We start from the raw sequence: 23,778 nt of genomic DNA on the forward strand, positions 1-23,778 counted from the left end.
GTAATATTTTTAGAATCGTTGAAAGTGAAGATCAGTATTGACTGGCGATTGACGGCAAAGTAAAGTTGAAATTATGAAATCTACCATATGTGAAAAAGGAAGGGTTGAGCCTTATGCAAAACAGCGGTAAATTTGCTTGGACATGGACGATTCGCGAAGAAGCTCTTGAGGAATATGTGGAAATGCACTTGGCTCCTTGGCCAGAGATTATGGAGGAACATAGTAAAGCAGGAATCCGAGATTACTCCATTTTTCAAAATGGTGCACAATTTTTCTATGTATTCTTGTGCGATGATATAGATGCTGCTTTCGCCTATCTGGCAGAGAGTGATGCCTGTAATCGGTGGAATGCCATAACGTCCAAAATGGTTGTAGGCTCCTTCGATTTCCGTGAAGCCGTTCCAATTACGCCGATGCGTGAGGTTTTCTATTTGAAATAAGTTATTTTGGAAGAAGGATGACTAGAGATTATTCTAGCATCCTTTTCTCATTTTCCGACTATTGACAGAGATGGCATACCGTGGTTTTAGGGGAATTGAAACCTACTTGAAGTACTACTAGGATTGGGATAGTATGAATAGCAAAGCAATTTTTGTTGAAAGGGACGTGAGAAATGAATAACCTCAACTTAAGTTTATTATTAAAAGCATCACGATTTCGGGTTATTCCAGTCATGGTTATTCCTGTCGTTTTAGGTGGATTAGGAGCAATCGTATGGAACGATACATTTCATCCAATCTTATTTGTGCTAACTTTCATTGGGTCAATTGCAGCGCACTTATTCTCGAATATGATTAATGACTTATGGGATTTTCGTAATGGCATTGATACGGCAGCCAGGGAAACAGCCTCAACCATTTCGACCAATTCAGGTTTTCTAGCCAATGGCACCATTGCAGAGCGAACGTTTAGTTTTCTGACATGGTCATTATTTGCTGTAGCCCTTATTTGTGGTCTTATCTTAAGCATAAGCAGCGGCTGGCTCGTACTCGTTTTCGGTGGTTTAGGTGCTTTGATTGCTTATTTCTATGTGGCACCGCCCATTAAATTTGGTTATCGCGGCAAAGGATATAGCGAGATTGCTATTTTGCTGTCATTCGGCATTCTACCTACGTTAGGCAGCTATTATGTGCAGACTATGCAAGTCGATTATCAACCGATTTTGCTATCTTTGCCGATCGGCCTGTTGACTACATTAATTCTATTTAATCATCATTTCCTTCACTGGCAATCAGATCAAAGTGCGGGTAAGCGAACGCTAGTTGTTGTCTGGGGCGAGAAGAGAGCGCTCGTATTCTCCAAATGTTTATTCGTACTCTCTTATTTGGCCTTGATTTTGTGCGTGATAGTAGGCGTTTTCCCATACTATTCCCTGCTTGCTTTAGTGACAGCCATACCATTTTATCGGGTATATGGTAATTTGAAGTCAGAGAATCCTTCTCCGGCCTATCTGCCATTAATGGGTGCTTCACTAAAAGCAACAACTAGAGGCGGCTTGATTATGATGCTGGCTTTGGTCGTCCAAGCTATTTTTCAATGAGAATATTACAACAAAGTGAGGTCATAAGCGATGAGCAAGCAATTTACAATAGGTGATTTCCACACCATTTTATCCGAAGGCGAAGTTTGGAAAATAGGTGGGTTCCCGATGCCAGATGGGTCCTTCTGGGAATTCAGAGAGCCGAATGCGACGATTATTGTTCGAAATGGCATTCTATATGCACGTGCGCCGCTGAGCCGCAAAAATGACTATGTACAATTTCTAGATAACGCAAAGCATATGTATTATTCAGCTCAAGATGTTGAGGTGCCCGAAGAAGGAGAAATTTCCTTCGAGCTTCAAATCCGTGCTCGCACGCAGAACACAGAGCCGAACGATTTATATGATGGCTTCGTCTCCTTGAATCTGCTTGATTTCACGACAGGCGCTGCGCTAGATTTCTTTGCTGGGAATGATAAGTATGCGAGTGTATATGCTGTACTTCCTTTCCCGGGTGTACAAGTTCCTGAGACGGACAAAACGCGCTTTTTCTGTATTTTCAAAGAGGAAACGAATTTCCAACCACGTGAATTCAATACGTACAAAATTACGTATCACCGCGGCAATGACGAAGTCATTTTCTATGTGAATGGTGTCGAAGTGCGACGTGAGAAAAATGTACCGATCAAATTCAATCGCTTCACAGTTGCCTTAGGTATGATGACGGAGAAGGATTTGACACCACAAGGCAGTGTCTCCTTGCATGGACAGACGATTATCGGCGAGTGGTCACCTGTAACAGTTACAATAACGGAATAAGAAGAAATACATGAAAGAGCTCGAACTTCGTTTCTGAAGTCGGGCTCTTTTTTGCACGCTCCTGCCTATGGGTGAATACACTGGAGTACTCAGCGATTAGGCTTCTTAGGAGGTACAGGTATGCGGAAATATACGGTCAAACAGGACCCTCGCGATTTTCGTGATTTCACATACAGGAGTGTCAATTATATTCGGGAATCTCAATTGCCGGGGCAAATCGATTTACGGGGCAAACTCACTCCGATTGTCAACCAAGGTTCTTTAGGATCATGCACATCAAATGCAATTGTAAGTGGATTGCGAGAGTATTGGCTGCAATCTGAAGAAGAGAATCCAACGCGGCTATCACGCCTTTATCATTACTGGCATGAACGCGAGTTAGAAAATACGGTAAATCGTGATGCAGGGGCGACAATCCGTGACGGCATGAAAGTGTTGCATAAAACAGGCGTTTGTCCCGAGGAAGTATGGCCGTATAAGATTGCAAACTTTAAAGAAACACCGAATTATCAAGCGGAGTCTCTTGCTAGATATTATCGTATTGAAGGCTATCATCGCATTCATGATTTAGCAGGGATGAAGGCTGCGCTCGCGGATGGCTCTCCGGTTGTATTTGGAATATGGCTGTATGACTCATTTGAGAATAAGAAAGCTTCCAGTACTGGGAAAATCCCATATCCCAATCGGAAAAAGGAAAAACTTCTTGGCGGTCATGCGCTGCTTGCGGTTGGCTATAAGGATGGAAAGGAAAAAGGAAAAGGAGTTATTATTGCACGAAACTCATGGGGAACCGCTTGGGGAGACGCAGGATACTGCTATATTCCTTATTCTTTTTTCAGAAATAAATCACTGACCTTTGATTACTGGACTGGAAAATAAATTTGTCTAATATAGAGGAGGCCTATTTCGATGATGAGTGTGGAAGATGCGAACAAGATCATAGCTTTCTTATCAGCAGCCTATTTCGCGACCTCAGATCCGGAAGCACAAAAGGAATTTAATCGGTTAGCCAATGAAGTGAGGAAAGCTTCGGGACAGCCACCGCAATGAGTATCGGAAGGAATTTCAATGAAACGAGGGACGGCACTCATGCCAAAGGACCAACTGAAATTGCTCATTCTCATTTTATTTGTATTGCTAATTCTACTTCTTAGTTTGTTCTTTTGAAAAAAGAACAAACAGCCGCTGCGTTTTCCGCGCAGCGGCTGTTTGGCGTTTAAAAGCCTTTATATTGCGGCTCTTCATTTTCTAACTGCTGGACGCGACTGGCAACTTGATCAACGATTTGCTGGGTCGATTGGGCCGCTGTCTCATATAATTGCTTGGCCTCTTGATTTTGTGTGCTTAGTGCGAAGGTTTCAAGACTGGCTTGGGCACTTTTTAAAGATGCCAAGGTGGTTTTAACGTCTGATGCTACTGTCATGTCGTATACACTCCTCAATTTTGATAATGGATGAGAACAAATCAATGCCATATGTGCTCTCTTGTTTGCGGTTGTTAATATGCCCCCAATGTAAGTGATACATGTTAACAAATAAATCCAATTTAGAGCAATAATAGTTAGGGGGCAAATGACACATAATGTAGATATTGAAAGTTGAAGAAGGGGGAGGAATGATGTGCCGGACTGGATACTTATTGCGATTCGAGCATTAAGTACCTTGATGTTTCTGTTTGTATTGACGCGGATTCTAGGTAAAAAACAAATTTCTCAGCTCACTTTCTTTGAATATGTGATAGGAATAACGCTCGGGGATCTAGCTGGGAACATTTCGACTGACGTTGAAGCAAATTATTTTCATGGTGTAATTGCGATTCTAATATGGGTGCTTGTGCCATTAGTGCTGGAATTATTAACGTTAAAGAGCAAGATCCTTCGACTTTGGTTTGAAGGCAATGGCAGAGTTCTCATTAAGGATGGCAAGATTCTAGAAGGTAATTTAAAAAAGGAACGTTATACAGGGGATGAATTACTCGAACAGCTGCGTACAAAAGGTGTATTTCGGGTCGCGGATGTGGAATTTGCGATGCTGGAGTCCAGCGGTGATTTGAGTATTCTACTAAAGAGTGAGAACCAACCACTAACGCCAAAGCATTTAGGGCTAAAGCTTCCTATAGAGAAACCAACTCAAGCCGTTATGATGGATGGTGTTATTCAAAATGAGCCCTTAGCTGCAGCGGGTAAAAGTAGAGGCTGGCTGCAAGATGAGCTTGCAAAAATGGGTGTGGCGAAAGAAAATGTATTTCTTGGACAAGTTGATACACATGGTGAATTAACCGTGGATCTTTTTGATGACAAAGTAGTCATACCGGCATCTACCGAACGCCCTGCAGTACTTGCGTGCCTGAAGAAATGTGAAGCAGATTTAGAGTTGTACGCATTGACGACGCAGAATTCTGAGGCTAAACAGTTGTATGAAACATGTTCCATGCAGTTAACTCAAATTATCCAGCAGGTACATACGATTCTCAGAGCTTAGGTTTTGAGGGAATAGGAGTAAGTCATGCCTAACAACAAGAAGAAAAACTTAACGATGACACAACAGGAGTACCAAAAATTAGCTAAGCAGCAAGAACCCAAAAGACCTGTTCTTAAAAATTGCGGAAGAGCCTTTCTGGTAGGTGGGACAATCTGCTTGATCGGTGAGTGCTTTATGCATTTGTTCATAAATTGCTTTGGTTTTACGGAGAAGACCGCCGGCAACCCCACCGTTGCTGTCATGATAATTATCTCGGTTATCTTAACAAGCTTGGGTATTTACGACAAAATCGCACAGTGGGCAGGTGGCGGAAGCTCTGTCCCAGTTACTGGCTTTGCGAACTCACTATGTTCCGCAGCAATTGAGCATCGTGCTGAGGGGCTTGTGCTCGGTGTTGGCGGCAATATGTTTAAATTAGCGGGTTCTGTCATCGTATTTGGAACAGTGGCGGCCTTTTTTGTAGGGATTGCACATCTGATCTTCACGGGGGGCTGACAAGATGCTGAAGGGACACCAAAGCTGGCTATTTGAAAATCGGCCTGTCATTCTTTCAACAGGCACTGTTGTTGGTCCTGATGAAGGGAAAGGACCGCTCAATGAAGATTTTGATATCGTCCACGGCGATTTGACTGTTGGTCAAAAAACGTGGGAAAAAGCTGAGAAAGCGTTGCTGGAGGAAGCTGCTCAGCTTGCACTGACGAAAGCCGGCCTTACCGACGGCCAAATCCAGTTCTATGTTGGGGGAGATCTGATGAATCAGATCATCTCCAACACGTTCGCTGCGCGGACACTGAATATCCCTTATCTAGGGATATTCGGTGCTTGCTCCACGTCGATGGAAGGGCTGGCGCTAGCTGCTCAATTAGTAGACTCTGGTGCAGCCAACTATGTCATGGCTGGCACGTGCAGCCATAATTGCACGGCGGAGAAGCAATTCCGTTATCCCACGGAATATGGGTCTCAGAAGCCGCCGACGGCGCAGTACACCGTCACTGGCGCTGGGGTCGCCGTGCTTGGGAAGACCGGTGACGGCCCTGTCGTCACCGCGGCCACGATCGGACGCGTCGTGGATATGGGGATCACGGATCCGTTTAATATGGGCGCTGCCATGGCGCCTGCCGCTGTCGACACGATCCAAACACATTGCCGCGAGTTGAATCGTGACCCTTCCTATTACGATCTCATCGTGACGGGGGACCTCGCATCGGTGGGGATCAGCATTGCACGTGAGCTCTTTCACAAGCATCAATTCCCGATCGAGCAGACAACCTATAGCGATTGTGGATTAATGATCTTTGATCGAGAAACGCAAACGGTTCAAGCTGGGGGGAGTGGTTGCGGTTGCTCTGCTACGGTGACCTATGGGCACTTATTAAAGCGTATGGCAAAAGGAGAATTGAAGCGAATCCTCGTTGTCGCAACAGGTGCCTTGCTTTCACCAATTTCATTCCAACAAGGTGAAAGTATTCCCTGTATCGCACATGCTGTTTCCATAGAGTCTGGAGGTTTATACGTATGAGTTTTTTCTGGGCATTTGTTGTTGGAGGAGCCATCTGTGTACTGGGGCAGCTGATGATGGACGTTGGGAAATTAACACCAGCACACACCATGAGCACGTTGGTTGTACTTGGTGCCATCGCCGATGGCTGCAATTTATATGAACCGTTGATTGCCTTTGCTGGCGCTGGTGCGACAGTGCCGATCACGAGTTTCGGGAATGCACTCGTTCATGGGGCTCTGGAAGAACTGCATAAGGAAGGCTATATAGGTATTATTACAGGTATTTTCAAGGTGACCAGTGCAGGGATTTCCGCCGCGATCATCTTCTCCTTTTTAGCTGCTTTGTTTGTGAAACCCAAGGGTTGAAGCAGGCTGATGCGGAAGGCTAAACATAATGTAAAAAAGGCGCCGCGAGGCGTCTTTTTTTGCATTTATGTATGTTTGCGGTGGTGGGCTTTTGGAATTGTTTTGGTAAGTCGTATAAGGCTCATTTACGTGGTTAATTTTAACAAATAACTTTAGAGGATTTACAAGTATACGGAAGAAAAACTTTCCTGTAAACTAGATTTACGTACATATTGTTTGTTTTCTGAGCTATACAGAAGATGAAGCAGGTTCGTACAAAAAAGCGATGTTTACGCATATAAGCTTTCGACGAAAACTCAGTAGTACTTACGAAGCAAGTTTTGCAAGCAAAACTCTAAGGAGGATCAACACATGGAAACTGCCACCCAGCATCATGTAGAAGTACTAGCTAGGCTGAAAGCAAATTTAGAATCATGTATTCTTGGCAAAAGTGCCGAAATTGAATTGTTGCTTACTGCGATGTTGGCAGGTGGTCATGTTCTGCTTGAGGATGTCCCAGGGACAGGAAAAACTGTACTTATTAAAGCGCTGGCGAAATCTATTAATGGGCAATTTCGCCGTATTCAATGTAACCCGGACTTATTGCCAACGGATATAACTGGCGTATCTATATATCACCCCAAAGAAGAGAAGTTTCTTTTCCGATCAGGGCCGATTATGACTAATATTTTACTCGTCGATGAGATTAACCGTGCGACGACCAAAACGCAATCAGCACTTCTTGAAGCGATGGAAGAACAACATATTACGGTAGATGGTGATTTGCATGAACTCCCATCCCCGTTCCTTATGCTAGCCACTCAGAATCCGATTGATTTTGAGGGAACGTATACATTGCCAGAAGCACAATTAGATCGATTTATGATCAAGTTGAGCTTAGGCTACCCGAGTGAAGCTGCCGAGAAAATGATGATAGCTTCCCAAAGCAAGGTACATCCGATGGAAGCGCTGCATGCCATTGTGGATACGAAGCAAGTTCTTGAAATTCAAGAGCAGGTTCGCCTGGTACATTTGGATGAAGCCGTGGCTGATTACTTAGTTACAATTTCGAGAAAAACAAGGGAACATCACGCGGTCTTCCTCGGTGCGAGTCCAAGGGCTACGCTATCGTTGGTATTAGCCTCCAAAGCCTATGCCTTCTTACATGGTCGCGATTATGTCATCCCAGATGATATTAAATATTTAGCTCCTTTTGTACTGGGTCACCGTATGATCCTTCAAATGGAAGCGCGTATGGATGGTGTCAGTATTGCCTCTGTGCTCGCGACGATTTTTGAGCAAGTACGGGTTCCGGTTAGATTGGAGAAGTGAGCCTATGAAACGACCCGTATTCAAACGATTCGGGGAACTCACCCGGCTTCCGGCACCTTTTTGGCTACTTGTAACTTGCTTGTTAGCTAGCTTGTTATTCATGCTATTTCAAGGTGGCAAGCTGGCTTCCATGCTGTTCATAACGATGACTTTTTTAACGATCTATTTACTCTCAGGGAACTGGAGCGGCATCAGACGTGTGCAAGGGACTCGGAAGCTTACAAATACAAGCGTAGAAGCCAAACTGGAGGCAGGACAATCTTTACAAATTCAGCTGGGCGTCCAATTACCAGGCTATTGGCCAGTTCCTTACGTGATGATTAAAGATCAGCTTATACGTCAGAATGGGGACGAATCTGTTTTTGAAGGATCTATCGTCCCAGACTGGAAACGTCGGGGTGAATTCACGTATAGCACGCCGCCTCTTCGGAGAGGGTATTATCGGTTTGGTGAAACGGAATGCTTGACCGAAGATATTTTCGGCTTTTTTCAGCATAAAGGTCGATTAGATCTGCAACAACCAATTACTGTGTATCCCCAAACCGTTACGATTCGCGAATGGGCGCAATTTCATCAAATGCTCAAAGGTATGCAGCATCACTCAACGGCGACGAGCGCACACCGGGAAACAACTCAAATCAATGGTGTTCGTGAATACATTTATGGTGATCGCCTTTCACGTATTCACTGGAATGCAACGGCGAAAACAGGGACTTGGAAGTCGAAGGAGTTCGAGCGAGAATCCTTGCCGAAAACCATCGTTTTATTGGACCGAACTGCTCGAGCATACCGAGATGCGGCCGAATTTGAGCTAGCAGTGTCTGTTGCAGCATCTCTATTCCGATACGGAACTGGACGCGAAATGGCACTTGGTTTACTGTCGATTGGCAAGGAATTTACTTACTTTGAACCGAAGCACAGTCAGCATCATTACAAGGAAATTGTTAAACATCTCGTTGGTGTTGATGCGGATGGTTTTCAAACGCTAGGCCAGATTATGAAGGAACGTTCACAGGATTGGCCTGCAGGTAGTTTAATTGTGCTCATTTCTCCTCAAAAAGGTAGTGCAATGCTGCAGATGTTTCAGCAAATGGCACTGCTTCAAATGAAGCCATGTCATATTTGGGTTCATGCCCAAGCAGATCAAGCTTTCAGCCCACAGGGTGTGGAGCATATTTCAGCACATGAGGATTATATTAAGGCCATTCGCTCACAAGGCTATATGGGGTATGAAGTGAGTCAATTGACGGACTTGCCTAACCTCTTGGGAGGGGCGAAACGGTATGCCTAACACATGGTGGAGCAGAATTCTTCTCAAGGATTGGGCATTGCGCGTATCTGCGATATTCGTGGGGATATTCCTTTACCAATTTCTGATTTGGATTATGAAAGAAGATGGTTTGTGGCTTCCAGAGACGGTTTCGTTCGTTACCTGGACCTTAGTTCTTACTACAGCGACCTACTGTATTCCCAAAATAAAAGACGGCTGGCGAGGGTTTCTCCAATTCGTTCTTATCATCTGGTTCCATGGTTTGGGCATGGGCTATCATTGGGTAGCCGTACATATTACAACATGGAAAGAGGCGCTTCGTTTCATTGGACTTAACGCGGGGCAGCTTGAACCGTATATTTGGTTTAGTTTGGGAGCATGGATCATTTATTTATTCGCCATGTGGTCCGTTCAATCAAGGTTCCGTATTGTTGTCCTTATCTTTGTTAGCATTTTGTTTTTTGCTGTTCGTGATTCCTTTAGTATGATTTTTCTTTGGCCGCAAGTGGCGATGATTATGCTTTGTGGATTTCTGCTTTTAATTGTGAGACATTTCTCCCAATTGAAGAAGAAAGCGCCAGACGTTTGGGAAACGATTTCCGATTATCCGTCTTCATTTACCGTTCCTATTCTTATTTTAATTGGTGTGATTACTTTAGCAGGCGTATTCGCTCCGACTGTAAATCCTATACTGACAGACCCTTACACAGCTTGGAAAGTGAGTCGTGGGGAAACGGTGCCGTTGCTTGGTAAAGGGGTTAGCATTGCCACATCGACTGCGGATGCCTCATCCGGCTATAGCCGAGATGACAGCCGCCTGGGTGGCGGATTTCGATTTGATTACACGCCGGTGATGACCGTTGAATCTACCAAACGAACCTACTTCCGTGGGGAAACCCGATCGATGTATAACGGTAAAGGATGGGAGCTTGGGCCGACGGAGAAGAGATTGCCTGCTTATCGGGTGAATTTGAACCCGTTACCGCTAGACCCACGTTTTGATGTATCTCAATTGAAAACACAAGAAGTTACTCAAAGTGTTGTGATGGATCGAGATGAGACGTTCCCGGTCTTATTCGGGGGCTATGCCATCCAGAAAATCGTGGAAATCAATCAAGGTGAGAATCCGTTCCAACGCATCATTTGGACACCGCGACAATCGGAACTTCGATTTACGGGACGGACTAATTATCCGAAAGACTACTCGATCGTTGTCCAAGAGCCGATACTAGAGGAAGATCTACTGCGTCAAACGCAGCAAGATTTTACCAACAAACCGGAGTGGGCAGAATACCTGCAAGTTCCTGTCGATTTACCTGAGCGAGTGAAACAGTTAGCGCTTGATATTACGAAATCCGCGACTAATCCTTATGATAAAGCGAAATTGATAGAGAAGTATTTATCCGAACATTATCCTTATACGAATACGCCTGATGAAACAAAAGGGAAGAGCAAGGATTTCGTGGATCGTTTCTTATTCGAAGTGAAACAGGGATATTGTGACTACTACTCGACTGCAATGGCTGTCCTCACACGATCACTTGGATTACCTACTCGTTGGGTGAAAGGATACTCCTCAGGCGCTTCTTCGATTGCTGACGACATTCGCGAGCAGGGTATCTTGAGCCAGTTAGGAGCAACGCTTGATTTAGACGGTGCTGGCACTTATACGGTTCGCAACTCAGATGCGCATTCTTGGGTAGAAGTTTACTTTGAAGGCTTTGGCTGGATCTCTTTCGAGCCAACCTCCGGCTTTGCGTTGCCTAATGTGTTCCCTGAAGCAGCACCTGTTGTAGAAGATTTACCCACAGACACTGAAACTAGCACATTGCCTGAAGAAACAACAGAAGCAGCAAGTTTCACATGGCTTTGGCTGACATTAAGTGGTGTAGTTGTCGCAGCACTTCTTGCTGTTGCTGTATTCTTCTTAGTAAGAAGCGAGGCGTGGCATAATTGGCGTGCTCGCAGGAAACAGCTGCAAGTCGTGAATTTTAATCAGAAAATCATCGTTGAATTTGAAAGAATGCTCCGTGCTTGTCGTCGTAAAGGATACACGCGATATGAGTATGAAACGGTGCGCGAAGCAACAACCAGATGGTCAACGCAGAGCAAATGGATGAAGAAAGAATTGGACGCATTAATTGAGCTGTTCGAACGTGCAAAATACAGTCAATTAGCTGTGTCTGAAGTTGAATATCGACAAGCGAACCAATTAATTATCCGTGTGAAAGAACAAATTAAATGATGAGCCGAAGCCACTCTCCCATCTAGGAGGGTGGCTTCCTATGAGAGGAGATTTATTCAGATGGCGTTTATCGATTGTCATTTTCATTCAGAATCCCTTGGTGTTGCAGCTTCCATGCATGTCATATTACCTCAAGTTGCCAAAAGTCAGATTGGACTAGCCTCACATGCTTTTGGTGGAAAGCACCCTACCCTCTTTTTGTTGCATGGATTGTCCGACGACCATACCATATGGATGCGTAGAACATCCATTGAGCGCTATGCTTCTCAGCATGGAATTGCTGTGATTATGCCAGCTGTAAACCGCAGCTTTTATGCAGATATGGCGTCAGGTCCAAAGTATTGGGAGTTCATTAGTGAAGAATTACCTGTGTTAGCAAGATCATTCTTTCCTTTAGCCGAAGAACGAGAGTTGAATTACGTGGCCGGACTGTCTATGGGGGGATATGGCGCGATGAAGTTGGCACTTTCGCATCCGAATCGGTATGCAGCGGGAGCGAGTTTGTCAGGAGCCGTAGATATTGTTGAGCGCGCTAATGCATTTCCGAATGATTTTCAATTAATTTATGGCGATGTGACGACGATAAAAAATACCCCAAATGATTTATTCTATCTCGCCAATCAGCTTGTTGCTAGTAAACAAGAGCAACCTAAGCTATTTCAATGTTGTGGTACTGAGGATTTTCTGTATGAAGATAACATTCGATTCAGGGATTATTGCCTAGCACAAGGGCTGGAAATTACCTATGAAGAAGAGTCCGCCACCCATGAATGGGGATATTGGGATCGCAAAATTCAACGCGTTTTAGCGTGGTTGCCGTTGCCAACAAAAGACTAGTGAGAAAAACTTCTATCGAAGTCGTTCGAGGATGATCTACCGCGTTTTAAATGTTGTTTTTATCGCCAATAAGAATTTGTTCTCCGTGTATCGGAAACTTATAAATTCTTATGTGGAAGGAAAATATGTTCTTTTCTTTTTGCAACAAACGAGGCACTATGATATAGTTTCACGTATATGTCAAGGAAGCAGTTGGAGGGAATTTGTTTGCTGAAAAAGCTTGTACCCAGACAGTCTGTTCATACAATTTATGATATTGATGCCAATCACCTGTGGGGATTCGGTATTCGCGGAATTATAACCGATCTTGATAATACACTTGTCGGTGCACGTGATCCACATGCGACACCTGAGTTAATAGAATGGCTGAATCATTTGCAGCAGATCGGCTTCAAAGTTGTTATTGTGTCGAATAACCACCATAACAGAGTTTCGACCTTTGCTAAGCCACTGGGCATTCCGTTTATTCACCGTGCCAAAAAACCGACGAATGCTTCCTTCCATAAAGCGATGAAGTTGCTTGGAACGAATGTGCGACAGACTACTGTTATCGGGGATCAAATGCTAACAGATGTGCTTGGCGGCAATCGAATGGGGTTATACACGATCCTGGTTCAACCTATCTCAAGAAAAGATGAAGGCTTCTTCACGAAAGTGAATCGCCAGATTGAGAAATGGGCTCTAGCAAGGATGAAGAAATAGGGAGGTTTCATGAGTACAGAAACAATACAACATTGTGCGGGTTGCGGCATTGGGCTGCAAACAGAAGACAAAAGTAAGCTGGGCTTTATTCCAGAGGCTGCTTTGCAGAAGGAACCTTTGATTTGCCAGCGCTGTTATCGGATAAAGCATTATAATGAGTCTTCGAGTATTACCCTTCAACAAGACGACTTCCTGAAATTATTAGGACATGTTGGTCAAACGAAGGCGTTAGTCGTGAAGATCGTGGATATTTTTGATTTTGAAGGCAGTATGATTAGCTCACTTGCCCGATTTATTGGGAATAATCCCGTTCTACTCGTAGTTAACAAAATTGATTTACTTCCGAAAGTGACGAATGCCAACAAAATCATTAACTGGGTGCAGCGCAGAGTCAAGGAAGAGAACCTTAAGGTTGTTGATATCGTGCTTTGCAGCGCGAAGAAAAACATCGGTTTCGATCGTGTTATTTCGGCTGTACAAGAATATCGCGGCAACATGGACGTGTACGTGGTTGGTGCTACGAACGTAGGGAAATCGACGCTCATTAATCGTCTGATCAGTGATTACAGTGATCTGGAAGCCGAATTAACGACGTCACAATATCCGGGAACTACACTTGATCTAGTCAAAATCCCTCTGGATGACGGGAAATTCATTATTGATACGCCTGGGATTGTGTACAAGCATCGTCTTACGGAGGTAGTGAAGAAGCGTGATTTAACGCCACTCATGCCAGACAAACCGCTGAAACCAATGGTATTTCAACTTAATGAGGGACAAACCTTATTCTTCGGTGCGTTAGTTCGTTTTGATTTTATCCAAGGTGAGCATCAATCCTTCACCATATATACGTCAAATGCCATTCAGATTCATCGTACGAAGCTAGAGCGAGCGGATCAGTTATATGAAGAACATAAGGGTGTTATGCTGACTCCTCCAGCGCAGGCGGATCTTGAAGAGCTTCCGAAGCTGGTCAAACATCCGTTGCACATTCCGAAGGGGAAACAGATGGATGTGCTGATCTCTGGTTTGGGATGGATTAAAGTGAACAGCCTTGCTGGTGCTCAGCTTGCTGTGCATGCACCGAAAGGTATTAAAGTCATTACACGGGAGTCGTTGATTTAGGAGAGAACATGGGGGAGATCATGGATAAACTTCGGACGATCGATAGTCATACAGTTTTATACGGGGTTTTCGGGGATCCAATTAGGCATTCTCGTTCACCGATTATGTTGAATCGTGCTTTTCAGGAAGCGGGCATCAATGGCGTATATGCAGCTTTTCACGTGAAGCCAGAAGCGCTTGGCGAGGCAGTTCGGGGAATTAGGGCACTTGGTTATCGCGGAGTGAATGTGACGATTCCGCATAAAGTTGATGTCATGAACTACCTCGATGAGATCGATGAAGGGGCTTTAATCGTTGGCGCAGTCAATACCATTGTGAATGAGAATGGTAAGCTCAAAGGCTTTAATACCGATGGGATCGGGTATGTTCGTTCTTTGAAGGAAGAGACGGGAATCGAGCTCAAAGGTAAACGAGTTCTTGTACTTGGTGCTGGCGGCGCGGCGAGAGGTGTTGCTTATGCACTTGCGAAAGAAGGTGCGAGCTGCATTTATATCGCGAATCGTACCAAGGAGCGTGCAATCGAATTGGCAGCCACAATTGGCGCTTTCACCGAAACCGTTGGTTTAGGCATGGGCGAATTGGAGAACGTTGTGGACAATGTGGAATTCGTACTGAATACGACTTCCGCTGGTATGCATCCTAATGTTGATGAGCTCCCTTTACCGCTTCACCTGCTACGACCGCATCACCTTGTTAGTGATCTTATTTATAACCCGCGAATCACAAGATTTCTTCGTGAAGCGGAAGCCGTTGGGGCGCGCATTCATGGCGGGCTCGGCATGTTTATTTATCAAGGCGCGTATGCCTTCGAGTATTGGACGGGTACACCTGCGCCGGTTGCGGCGATGAGACAGGTGGTAGAACAGTCGTTAACTGAATAAGAATGAATAGAGGGACATCAATGTTATCAGGCAAACAAAAAAGATATTTGCGCTCTTTGGCGCACCATGTAGATCCAATTTTTCAAGTAGGTAAAGGTGGCGTGAATGAGCATTTGATTCGTCACATCAATGAAGCAATTGAAGTTCGTGAATTGATCAAAATTACGGTTCTCAACAACAGTGGAGAAGACCGTCAAGAGGTCGGAGCTGAATTATCCGAGAAATCTGGCGCAGAGCTTGTTCAGGTTATTGGGAAAATCGTCGTGCTTTACAAAGAATCGCGTGACAATAAGAAGATTGAACTGCCGCGCTAATGAGGTGGACGTATGCTTGTCGGAATTATGGGAGGTACGTTCGATCCCATTCATACCGGTCATTTAATCGCAGCTGAACGTGCGAGGGTGGAAGGGGGCTTGGACGAGGTTTGGCTCATGCCAGCGAACGTCCCGCCGCATAAACCTAATGCCCCGAAAGGAACGAGCCAGCAGCGTTGGGAGATGGTTTGCCTTGCTGCAGAAGGCAATCCTTTTTTTCGTCCTATCGATATCGAAATTAACAAAGGCGGCGTATCTTATAGTATCGATACGATCGAGCTGTTGAAATCGCAATATCCGGACATCGCGTTCACTTACATTATTGGCGCGGATATGGTTCAGTATTTGCCGCAGTGGCATCGCATTGATGACATCGTGCGGCATATTCATTTTATTGGATTAGCCAGACCTGGGTATGAGCTGGACTTGAAGCAGCTTCCCGAACATATACGAAACCGAGTGAAGCTCGTTCCGATGCCCCTCGTTGAAATTTCATCGACAGCTATTCGGGCGTTGAGACTGAAGAGGGATCCTGTCAGGTATCTTGTGCCAGATAAGGTTGGGCAATTCATGGAGGTGAATGGCTTATATGAAACGTGAAGACCTCATGGCAGCTGTAAAGGAGCAAATGCCGGAGCGGCGTTGGCAGCATACGCTTGGTGTGATGGAAACGAGCGTTATGCTGGCTGAACGATTTGGCGGGGATGCGGTCAAAGCGGATGTTGCAGCGATTTTGCACGATTATTGCAAGTATTGGCCTACTGGGGAGCAAGCTAAGATTATTCGTGAGAACGATTTACCGCAAGATTTGTTAGTTTTCGATAAGGAGTTATGGCATTCACATGCAGGGGCTTTCATCGCGAAGACGCAATTCGGAATCGACGACGAGGAAATTTTAGATGCGATTCGGTATCACACGTCTGGTCGAGAACAGATGACGCTGCTCGACAAAATTGTTTGCTTGGCGGATTATATGGAGCCAGGTCGTGATTTTCCAGGAGTCGAAACTATTCGTGAACTGGCAAAGACGAGTCTTGAACGCGCGTTGATTGCTGGTTTCGACTCCACGATCAACTTCTTGATTTCCAAAGGAAAGCGCATTTATCCGTTAACAATTCTGACACGGAACGATTTATTGGAACAAATACAACTACACACCTAATGACATGGAGGATGATTGCATGAGTAAAAACCCAGAAGAAATATTAGCATTCGTTGTTGAGGCAGCGGAAGACAAGAAAGCGGCAGATATCGTTAGCCTGAATTTGAAAGGCGTATCCTTAATCGCTGATTATTTCGTGATTTGTCACGGGAATTCGGAAACACAAGTTCAAGCGATTGCGGGCGAGGCTCGTAAAAAAGCACACGAACATGGTGTTCATATTCGAGGGTTTGAAGGCGTTGATACCGCAAGATGGGTACTGCTTGATTTAGGGGATGTTGTTCTGCACGTTTTCCATCGTGATGACCGTGAATACTATAACATCGAAAGACTTTGGTCCGATGCTAAAGTTGTGGAGCGCGTATGAGAATGGAAGCAGGATCCCTTGTTACCTTAGAGGTAGCAAGGGAAGTTCCACCAAACGGCTTCTTCCTGAGCGATGGTTATCAGGATTTTCTGCTCCCTTACGCAGAAATCGTTGGTAATCGAATTAGTCCGGGAGATAAAGTGGAAGTGTTCTTATTCCACGATACGCAGGATCGAATCATGGCCACTATGAAACGTCCACTACTGACCATGGGTCAGGTGGGACTTTTAGAGGTTGTTGATATTCATCCGCGATTTGGCTATTTCTTAGAAATGGGTCTAGGGCGTCATCTGCTTTTGCCTTATCGGCACGTGCCTGAATTTGAGGATCTTCGTCCTCAAGTAGGTGACAAAGTATTTGCTACGCTTGCACATGACCGACAAGGCCGATTAATCGCTAAGTTGGCACTTGAAGAAGATTTGGCTCCACTTTGTGTACGAGCACCTTCAAGTTGGACGAACCAATGGGTGAAAGCACGCGTGTATCGCCCTCTGCAAATGGGGACTTTCGTCATCTGTGAAGCAGGTGTCCTTGGATATGGCGTCATTGGGCTTATCATCCCACAAGAGCGAACACGTTTACTTCGCGTAGGTGAGCAAGTGGATGTAAGAATTGCCTTCGTCCGTGAAGAAGATGGACGAGTTAATCTATCCATGAGGCTTCCTAAGGAAAAAGGACGCGATGAAGATGCAGATCGCATCCTTGAAGTGCTGCGTGAACGTCCAGGAAATGCGATGCCATTTTCGGATAAAACACAAGCTGATGTTATTAAAGATAAATTCGGACTAAGTAAGGCAGCCTTCAAACGTGCCTTAGGTAAACTTATGAAAGATGGGCTCATCTATCAGGAAGCAGATTGGACCTATCTGAAACAAGAGGAGACGCAAGGCTGAGATGAGTTACGAAAAATTCGCCTACACGTACGATCGCTTGATGAACAGCATGCCGTATGAAGACTGGCTTCGATTTGTGAAGGAAAGTTTCGTGCGATTTGGTGCAAAGCCTGCAACGCTCGTTGATTTAGGTTGCGGAACAGGTAATTTGTCGATTCCATTGGCTGCTGAAGGTATTCAGGTGACTGGCATAGATCTGTCCGAGGATATGTTGGCTGTCGCTGAGCAGAAGTATAGCGAACAACCCAGTCAGCTTCGCGGCGGTGGCATTCGTTGGATTCAGCAGGATATACGCGAATGGGAACTTGGCGAGGAAGTGGATATCGCGATCTCGTTTTGTGACAGCCTCAACTATTTACTAGAGGAAGAATACATTGTAGATGCTTTCCGTCAAACATGGGCGGGACTTAAGCCTGGTGGGTTATTCCTCTTTGATGTACATCCGCCACAGCAATTGTTCGCATATGCAGAATCGCAGCCCTTTTTTCTAAACGAAGACGATGTTGCTTACATATGGACAAGCGAATTAGATGAGGAACGTGTTCAGATTGAACATGATTTAACGATCTTCGTCAAGGACATCGGCCAACAGGAAACCTTCCGTCGCATTGATGAGACGCATGAACAAAGAGCATATCCCTTGCAGTGGCTGGAACAAATGCTGATCGAGGTAGGTTTTCGTGAGGTACATCAAGCAGCTGACTTTACATGGGAGCAACCAACTGAGAAGACAGAGCGCGCTTTCTTTATTGCGAAAAAATAATGCTGACGGGAATTTGCCATCGGCTTGACAGTGCGGCATTATTTTACATATAATCAAAGCTAATCAGTTGTATGGAAAGCTTAGATGAGGAATAGTACCTTGTACAGCATCTTTCAGAGAGTCGGAGTTAGGGTGTGAGCCGGCAGATGTTAGTCTTGAGAACTCGCCTCGGAGCTAGAAGGTGAACCGCCTGATCCTGGATCAGATGCGCTAGCTGGATCGTCTCACCCGCGTTAAGGGGCAGAGTGAACACAGGTGAAGAACGCCTTGTGTTAACTAGGGTGGTACCACGGGAATTATACCTCTCGTCCCTAGCGATATCCGCTAGCGATGTGAGGTTTTTTTGTGCGTATTTGCATACATGAGTAGTGAGCAACTTAAGGAGGCATGGAAGGTCATGACACAGGAATTGAAAGAAACGAAAGAACAACAGGGCTATAATCCACAAGCGATTGAACCCAAATGGCAGGCTTACTGGGATGCGAAGAAAACATTTAAGGTGTTGGAAAATTCGGATAAGCCGAAATTCTATGCCTTGGATATGTTCCCATACCCATCAGGAGCTGGCTTGCACGTAGGTCATCCAGAAGGCTACACAGCGACAGATATCGTTTCCCGTTTTAAACGGATGAGAGGCTTTAATGTCCTTCACCCAATGGGCTGGGATGCGTTCGGACTTCCTGCTGAGCAATATGCCTTAGACACAGGGAATGATCCTCGCGAATTTACGAAGAAAAACATTGATACGTTCCGCCGTCAAATTAAGTCACTTGGCTTCTCCTATGATTGGGATCGGGAGATCAGCACAACGGATCCGGAGTATTACAAATGGACACAATGGATTTTCATCCAACTATATAATAAAGGACTTGCTTATGTTGATGAAGTTCCTGTTAACTGGTGTCCGGCACTTGGAACGGTACTTGCGAATGAGGAAGTCATTGACGGTTTAAGTGAACGTGGTAACCATCCAGTAATTCGGAAACCGATGCGTCAGTGGATTTTGAGAATTACGGAGTATGCGGAGCGTTTGCTTGAAGATCTTGAGGAGCTTGATTGGTCTGAGAGTATTAAAGATATGCAGCGTAACTGGATTGGTAAATCGACTGGTGCTGAGGTTCAATTCGCGATTGAAGGTCATGCGGAGAAAAGTTTAACAGTTTTCACTACCCGTCCAGATACACTCTTCGGTGCAACTTATTGTGTATTAGCGCCGGAACATGAGCTTGTAGCGCAGATCACAACTGAAGCGCAATCAGCTGCGATCAAAGAATATCAAGAGAAAGCTTCACGTAAAAGCGACTTGGAGCGTACAGATTTGGCGAAAGACAAATCCGGTGTGTTCACAGGGGCTTATGCGATCAATCCGGTTAATGACACGAAAGTGCCGATCTGGATCGCTGATTATGTCCTTGGCGGTTACGGTACTGGGGCGATCATGGCAGTTCCAGGTCACGATCAACGTGACTGGGAATTTGCGAAGCAATTTGATTTGCCAATTATCGAAGTGGTTCAAGGCGGAGACGTGGAGAAGGAAGCCTATGCAGGCGACGGCAAGCATGTGAATTCCGGTCCAATCGATGGATTGAACATTGAGCAAGGCATTAGCCACATGATCGCTTGGTTGGAGCAAAATAGCAAAGGCCGCGGCAAAGTAACGTATCGTTTGAGAGATTGGCTGTTCAGCCGTCAACGCTACTGGGGTGAGCCGATTCCGATTCTTCACCTTGAAGATGGCACCATGAAACCTGTTCCTGTGGATCAACTGCCATTATTGCTTCCACAAGTGGATGAAATCAAACCGTCGGGTACTGGGGAGTCACCGCTTGCTAACGTTTCTGAATGGGTGAATACGATTGACCCAGAAACGGGTATGAAAGCTCGTCGTGAGACGAATACGATGCCGCAATGGGCGGGAAGCTGCTGGTATTACCTGCGTTTCATCGATCCAAAGAATGATCAAGCCTTCTGTTCAGATGAGCTGCAAAAGCAATGGTTGCCAGTTGATCTATACATTGGTGGAGCGGAGCACGCAGTTCTTCACTTGCTGTACGCACGTTTCTGGCATAAAGTGCTTTATGATCTTGGTTTTGTGCATACCAAAGAGCCATTCCATAAGCTTGTTAACCAAGGGATGATTCTTGGCGAGAACATGGAGAAAATGAGTAAATCACGCGGCAATGTTGTGAATCCAGATGATATCGTGAGCGATCAAGGTGCAGATACACTTCGTATTTATGAAATGTTCATGGGACCATTGGAAGCGACTAAACCGTGGAATACAACGGGTGTAGACGGAATCTACCGTTTCTTGAATCGCGTGTGGAGACTGTTCGTTGATGACAATGGTCAAGTTCACTCCAAAATTAGCGCAGATGAGACGCTAGGCAGCGATACATTTAAACGTACATGGCACCGTTCGATCAAAAAAATTACAGAAGATTTCGATGCGCTTCGCTTCAACACAGCGATTAGTCAAATGATGATTTTCGTAAATGAAGCTTATAAAACAGAGCGCCTGCCACTGGAAGCGATGAAAAACTTCGTGCAGATGCTTTCCCCGATCGCACCTCACTTAGCAGAAGAGCTTTGGGAGAAATTAGGCGGCGTAGAATCCATTACGTACGAAGCATGGCCAGCTTATGATGAAGCATGGACCGTGGATAATGAAGTTGAAATCGTTGTTCAGATCAATGGGAAAATTGTTGATCGCGTGATGATTTCCAAAGATACAGATGAAGCAGCGATGGAGAAAATGGCTTTTGAACTCGACAAAGTCAAAGAAGCGACCGCCGGAAAGGCCGTTCGCAAATTGATTGTTGTAAAGGGTAAATTAGTCAATATCGTTGTTGGTTAAGAAATGAAGATCTAATGCATTGGGAAGGCTACTGTTTTTGCTTTAAGGTGAAAAGCTGCTCAGCCTTCTCAATGTCTTCTTCATATTTCGCATGTGTAGCACTAATTACTTGAGAAAAAACTCCGCAAAGCTCCTTTTCCAAAATACGCAAGCCCTCTGCCGTAATGCCCCCAGGAACAGATACCCGCTTTTGTAAGCTAACAGGGTTGAAGCCTCCAGTTGTAAGTAACTTTCCTGTACCTAACGTCATTTCACTTGCCAGCAATGTAGCTTCTTCTGCAGAAATACCCGTTTCCTCTACAGCCGCATCAATGAATGCTTGAATAAAGCTAGCTAGAAAAGCAGGACCACAACTAGATAAATCTGATGAAATTCTCGTATAATTCTCAGATACACGTATGGGTGTAGAGATATGTGTGAAAATATTTTCAAGCCATTCTTTATCTTCGGGCTGCATGCGATTTCCATGAATACATAACGTTGCACCACTTAAAACGTAGTTCGTGATACTCGGTATGATTTTACTAATTTTAGCTGGTAAAAGACCTTCTAAATGCTTAATCAGAATAGGACTCGTGATGGATATTATAAATTGAGAGGAAAGCACGTCCTCTTTGATTTCATCAATAACCTTTATGAATTCAGATGGTTTCACACATAAGAAAATCAAATCACTTTCACGCACGACTTCTCGATTCGTTTCAGCCACGTGCAGGCCAGGATAGTTCTCCGCAAGTAGTTCAACTTTACGTGATGTGCGATTGCTAGCAATAATTTGCTCGGGATTGAATGCCCCGGAATGAATGAATGCTTCAATCAGTATACTTCCCATACTCCCAGTACCGATGAATCCAGCTTTCATCAAGTGATCCCTCCCGATAAAATCAGTCTTTATACGAATACCAACCTATAATCGCGGTCGCTCAGCCATGAAAGGCAAGGATAGAGGTCCAAGCATCGTCTCATCCGTATTGTGACTAGTCGTGTGGTCAATAGGACGCTTTTTCATGTATATGGTTGCCCAAACGCAAATATGCTAAGAAAGAAGGTAGTATGTGGATTTATTTGGAAATAAAATAAAGAAAATTGGGCTGATTCTTGGTGCTGTCTCGCTTTTTGTTTGGGTTGTGTGGCCATTTCTACGTGGAGGACAGGCAACCATTCAAACAGCGTTCATGCCGATCAATGCCCAGATGGAAGAATTGCTTGTGCAAGGGGAGAATGAGAAAAAAGCGACAACAGGGAAAGCTGTGCCCGTCGGTAATGAAAAAGCTAAAGTAACACCAAAGGCGAGTTCGAATGAATCAACGTCATCTTCAGAAGTGATATCCAAACCCTCAAGTTCAACGGGAGCAAGCACGCAAACTTCGCCTCCATCTTCAGAGACTCATCCAACCTCCGCTGCTAGTCCTGTACCTCCTCCAATACCTACACCTCCGTCGAATGAAGCTAAAAAGGGACTTTTAGATTTAAACACGGCTACGTTGGAGCAGTTAGATAAACTGCCTGGGATCGGTGAAAGTAAAGCCAGAACTATTCTCGAGTACCGGATGAAAAAGGGACGTTTCAAGCGAGTCGAAGAACTCAAGGACGTGAAAGGGATCGGAGATAAAATGTTTGATAAGCTGAAAGGGTTGATATATGTAGGGCCAGACTAGCTCTGTCTTTTCATTTCTAGCAAAATATGAGAAAATACTAGAAATCGTTTTAACTTCGAAAATAGTAATGGAAAATCTAGTCATCAGGAGGGAGTCAATCATCATGAGCATCCGAAAAGATTGGGATACGTATTTCCTCGATATTGCCTATATGGCCTCCACACGCTCACGGTGCAACCGCAGACACGTTGGAGCGGTACTCGTTCAAGGGAAAAAGCTGCTCGGAACAGCCTATAATGGCGCACCGATGGGCGTAGCAGATTGCACGGAAGCAGGTTGTATGCTTGTTGAAGAAATCGAGCTGAAGCTCGTTGCTGATGTAGAGGAAGTCGTAAGGAAGCACCGTTGTATTCGCACTATTCATGCTGAACAGAATTTGTTGTTGTTTACCGATCGGGAAGATCGTGAGGGTTCTACCGTTTATGTGACGGATCAACCTTGCTGGACCTGTGCGAATATGTTAGCTAACAGCGGGGTGACAGAGATCGTGTTTCATCGGGGGTATCCGAAGGATCATGAAAAAGTTAGCGAGTTAATGGGAGCTAGAGGCATCTCGTTCCGTCAGATGACCGCGTATGAGCCGCCTGCAGGTACGGTATCAGAGGTAGTGAATTAATTTAGCACGCTGCCAGCTTTGACGAAGCCTAGAAAGCACGCGTTCATGCAAATGTGCTTGTTTGATTCGTATTCGACAGCTAGGGAATTAGTCATTGTGTTGACAACTCCCATAGCTGCTATACGGCAGTGC

At 44.9% G+C, this 23,778-nt stretch carries 27 protein-coding genes and 1 other annotated feature; of the genes, 25 read left to right on the forward strand and 2 right to left on the reverse strand.

Annotation, left to right across the window (positions count from 1 at the left end; translation table 11 throughout):
• Nucleotides 1-113 precede the first annotated feature (113 nt).
• The 5 genes from ACSQ8O_RS16440 (at nt 114) to ACSQ8O_RS16460 (ending at nt 3,349) form a co-directional block, all read left to right on the forward strand.
• Complete coding sequence (locus tag ACSQ8O_RS16440) at nt 114-440, forward strand: L-rhamnose mutarotase (RefSeq protein WP_436242579.1); 327 nt, start codon at nt 114-116, stop codon at nt 438-440.
• 173 nt (nt 441-613) lie between these two features.
• A complete protein-coding gene (locus ACSQ8O_RS16445) occupies nt 614-1,540 on the forward strand; it encodes a prenyltransferase (RefSeq protein ID WP_436242580.1) in 927 nt (308 codons plus the stop codon).
• 30 nt (nt 1,541-1,570) lie between these two features.
• Nucleotides 1,571-2,299: a DUF6081 family protein gene (locus ACSQ8O_RS16450; RefSeq protein ID WP_056609851.1), complete on the forward strand. Its 729-nt coding sequence runs from the start codon at nt 1,571-1,573 to the stop codon at nt 2,297-2,299.
• A 120-nt stretch (nt 2,300-2,419) separates the two neighbouring features.
• Nucleotides 2,420-3,178: a C1 family peptidase gene (locus ACSQ8O_RS16455; protein WP_436242581.1), complete on the forward strand. Its 759-nt coding sequence runs from the start codon at nt 2,420-2,422 to the stop codon at nt 3,176-3,178.
• 30 nt (nt 3,179-3,208) lie between these two features.
• On the forward strand, nt 3,209-3,349 hold the full coding sequence (locus tag ACSQ8O_RS16460; RefSeq protein WP_056609849.1) for a hypothetical protein: 141 nt from the start codon (nt 3,209-3,211) through the stop codon (nt 3,347-3,349).
• A gap of 166 nt (nt 3,350-3,515) precedes the next feature.
• On the opposite strand, the gene ACSQ8O_RS16465 is transcribed toward ACSQ8O_RS16460, so the two are convergent.
• Entirely contained in the window at nt 3,516-3,722 is a 207-nt protein-coding gene (locus tag ACSQ8O_RS16465) for a DUF1657 domain-containing protein (RefSeq protein WP_056609848.1), read from the reverse strand.
• 196 nt (nt 3,723-3,918) lie between these two features.
• On the opposite strand from ACSQ8O_RS16465, the gene ACSQ8O_RS16470 reads away from it, so the two are divergent.
• The 18 genes from ACSQ8O_RS16470 (at nt 3,919) to leuS (ending at nt 21,372) form a co-directional block, all read left to right on the forward strand.
• Nucleotides 3,919-4,779 carry a DUF421 domain-containing protein gene (locus ACSQ8O_RS16470; RefSeq protein WP_436242582.1) on the forward strand — a complete coding sequence of 287 codons (861 nt, stop codon included), beginning with the start codon at nt 3,919-3,921 and terminating at the stop codon, nt 4,777-4,779.
• A 24-nt stretch (nt 4,780-4,803) separates the two neighbouring features.
• The gene (spoVAC, locus tag ACSQ8O_RS16475; RefSeq protein ID WP_056609847.1) at nt 4,804-5,274 is read left to right on the forward strand and encodes a stage V sporulation protein AC; all 471 of its coding nucleotides are present in this window, start codon (nt 4,804-4,806) and stop codon (nt 5,272-5,274) included.
• A 4-nt stretch (nt 5,275-5,278) separates the two neighbouring features.
• The gene (gene spoVAD, locus ACSQ8O_RS16480) at nt 5,279-6,298 is read left to right on the forward strand and encodes a stage V sporulation protein AD (protein ID WP_056609846.1); all 1,020 of its coding nucleotides are present in this window, start codon (nt 5,279-5,281) and stop codon (nt 6,296-6,298) included.
• Nucleotides 6,295-6,645 carry a stage V sporulation protein AE gene (gene spoVAE, locus ACSQ8O_RS16485; protein WP_056609845.1) on the forward strand — a complete coding sequence of 117 codons (351 nt, stop codon included), beginning with the start codon at nt 6,295-6,297 and terminating at the stop codon, nt 6,643-6,645. The genes spoVAD and spoVAE overlap by 4 nt, the downstream gene beginning before the upstream one ends.
• Nucleotides 6,646-6,996: 351 nt before the next feature.
• Nucleotides 6,997-7,956 (forward strand): AAA family ATPase, encoded by a 960-nt coding sequence (locus ACSQ8O_RS16490; protein WP_436242583.1) that lies wholly within the window; start codon nt 6,997-6,999, stop codon nt 7,954-7,956.
• 4 nt (nt 7,957-7,960) lie between these two features.
• Nucleotides 7,961-9,247 (forward strand): DUF58 domain-containing protein, encoded by a 1,287-nt coding sequence (locus ACSQ8O_RS16495; protein ID WP_436242584.1) that lies wholly within the window; start codon nt 7,961-7,963, stop codon nt 9,245-9,247.
• A complete protein-coding gene (locus ACSQ8O_RS16500; protein WP_436242585.1) occupies nt 9,240-11,471 on the forward strand; it encodes a DUF4129 domain-containing transglutaminase family protein in 2,232 nt (743 codons plus the stop codon). The genes ACSQ8O_RS16495 and ACSQ8O_RS16500 overlap by 8 nt, the downstream gene beginning before the upstream one ends.
• 60 nt (nt 11,472-11,531) lie before the next feature.
• The gene (locus ACSQ8O_RS16505) at nt 11,532-12,308 is read left to right on the forward strand and encodes an alpha/beta hydrolase (RefSeq protein WP_436242586.1); all 777 of its coding nucleotides are present in this window, start codon (nt 11,532-11,534) and stop codon (nt 12,306-12,308) included.
• A gap of 207 nt (nt 12,309-12,515) precedes the next feature.
• Nucleotides 12,516-13,010 carry a YqeG family HAD IIIA-type phosphatase gene (locus ACSQ8O_RS16510; RefSeq protein WP_236291027.1) on the forward strand — a complete coding sequence of 165 codons (495 nt, stop codon included), beginning with the start codon at nt 12,516-12,518 and terminating at the stop codon, nt 13,008-13,010.
• A 9-nt stretch (nt 13,011-13,019) separates the two neighbouring features.
• Nucleotides 13,020-14,135, forward strand: a complete 1,116-nt coding sequence (yqeH, locus tag ACSQ8O_RS16515; protein WP_056609833.1) for a ribosome biogenesis GTPase YqeH — start codon at nt 13,020-13,022, stop codon at nt 14,133-14,135.
• A 20-nt stretch (nt 14,136-14,155) separates the two neighbouring features.
• Nucleotides 14,156-15,016 carry a shikimate dehydrogenase gene (locus ACSQ8O_RS16520; protein WP_436242587.1) on the forward strand — a complete coding sequence of 287 codons (861 nt, stop codon included), beginning with the start codon at nt 14,156-14,158 and terminating at the stop codon, nt 15,014-15,016.
• 20 nt (nt 15,017-15,036) lie between these two features.
• On the forward strand, nt 15,037-15,330 hold the full coding sequence (yhbY, locus tag ACSQ8O_RS16525) for a ribosome assembly RNA-binding protein YhbY (RefSeq protein ID WP_056609831.1): 294 nt from the start codon (nt 15,037-15,039) through the stop codon (nt 15,328-15,330).
• Nucleotides 15,331-15,342: 12 nt separating this feature from the next.
• Nucleotides 15,343-15,930, forward strand: coding sequence for a nicotinate-nucleotide adenylyltransferase (nadD, locus tag ACSQ8O_RS16530; RefSeq protein ID WP_236291024.1), 588 nt, complete (start codon nt 15,343-15,345; stop codon nt 15,928-15,930).
• On the forward strand, nt 15,920-16,492 hold the full coding sequence (gene yqeK, locus ACSQ8O_RS16535; protein ID WP_436242588.1) for a bis(5'-nucleosyl)-tetraphosphatase (symmetrical) YqeK: 573 nt from the start codon (nt 15,920-15,922) through the stop codon (nt 16,490-16,492). The genes nadD and yqeK overlap by 11 nt, the downstream gene beginning before the upstream one ends.
• 19 nt (nt 16,493-16,511) lie before the next feature.
• Nucleotides 16,512-16,859, forward strand: a complete 348-nt coding sequence (gene rsfS / locus ACSQ8O_RS16540) for a ribosome silencing factor (RefSeq protein ID WP_028557974.1) — start codon at nt 16,512-16,514, stop codon at nt 16,857-16,859.
• Nucleotides 16,856-17,752, forward strand: a complete 897-nt coding sequence (locus tag ACSQ8O_RS16545; protein ID WP_436242589.1) for a CvfB family protein — start codon at nt 16,856-16,858, stop codon at nt 17,750-17,752. Before rsfS ends, ACSQ8O_RS16545 begins: the two co-directional genes overlap by 4 nt.
• Nucleotide 17,753: 1 nt before the next feature.
• A complete protein-coding gene (locus ACSQ8O_RS16550; RefSeq protein WP_436242590.1) occupies nt 17,754-18,515 on the forward strand; it encodes a class I SAM-dependent DNA methyltransferase in 762 nt (253 codons plus the stop codon).
• A 72-nt stretch (nt 18,516-18,587) separates the two neighbouring features.
• Nucleotides 18,588-18,831, forward strand: a binding site (T-box leader).
• Nucleotides 18,832-18,912: 81 nt separating this feature from the next.
• Nucleotides 18,913-21,372 carry a leucine--tRNA ligase gene (gene leuS, locus ACSQ8O_RS16555; RefSeq protein WP_436242591.1) on the forward strand — a complete coding sequence of 820 codons (2,460 nt, stop codon included), beginning with the start codon at nt 18,913-18,915 and terminating at the stop codon, nt 21,370-21,372.
• Between the two features lie 28 nt (nt 21,373-21,400).
• Here leuS and comER read toward each other — a convergent pair whose 3' ends face one another.
• Entirely contained in the window at nt 21,401-22,234 is an 834-nt protein-coding gene (gene comER, locus ACSQ8O_RS16560) for a late competence protein ComER (protein ID WP_436242592.1), read from the reverse strand.
• Between the two features lie 193 nt (nt 22,235-22,427).
• On the opposite strand from comER, the gene ACSQ8O_RS16565 reads away from it, so the two are divergent.
• Both ACSQ8O_RS16565 and ACSQ8O_RS16570 read left to right on the forward strand, forming a co-directional pair.
• Nucleotides 22,428-23,030, forward strand: coding sequence for a ComEA family DNA-binding protein (locus ACSQ8O_RS16565; RefSeq protein WP_436242593.1), 603 nt, complete (start codon nt 22,428-22,430; stop codon nt 23,028-23,030).
• Between the two features lie 103 nt (nt 23,031-23,133).
• Nucleotides 23,134-23,646 (forward strand): deoxycytidylate deaminase, encoded by a 513-nt coding sequence (locus ACSQ8O_RS16570; RefSeq protein WP_436242594.1) that lies wholly within the window; start codon nt 23,134-23,136, stop codon nt 23,644-23,646.
• Nucleotides 23,647-23,778: the final 132 nt, after the last annotated feature.

This window comes from Paenibacillus sp. LjRoot56 (genome assembly GCF_964253335.1).
Taxonomy (GTDB): Bacteria; Bacillota; Bacilli; order Paenibacillales; family NBRC-103111; genus Paenibacillus_E; species Paenibacillus_E allorhizoplanae.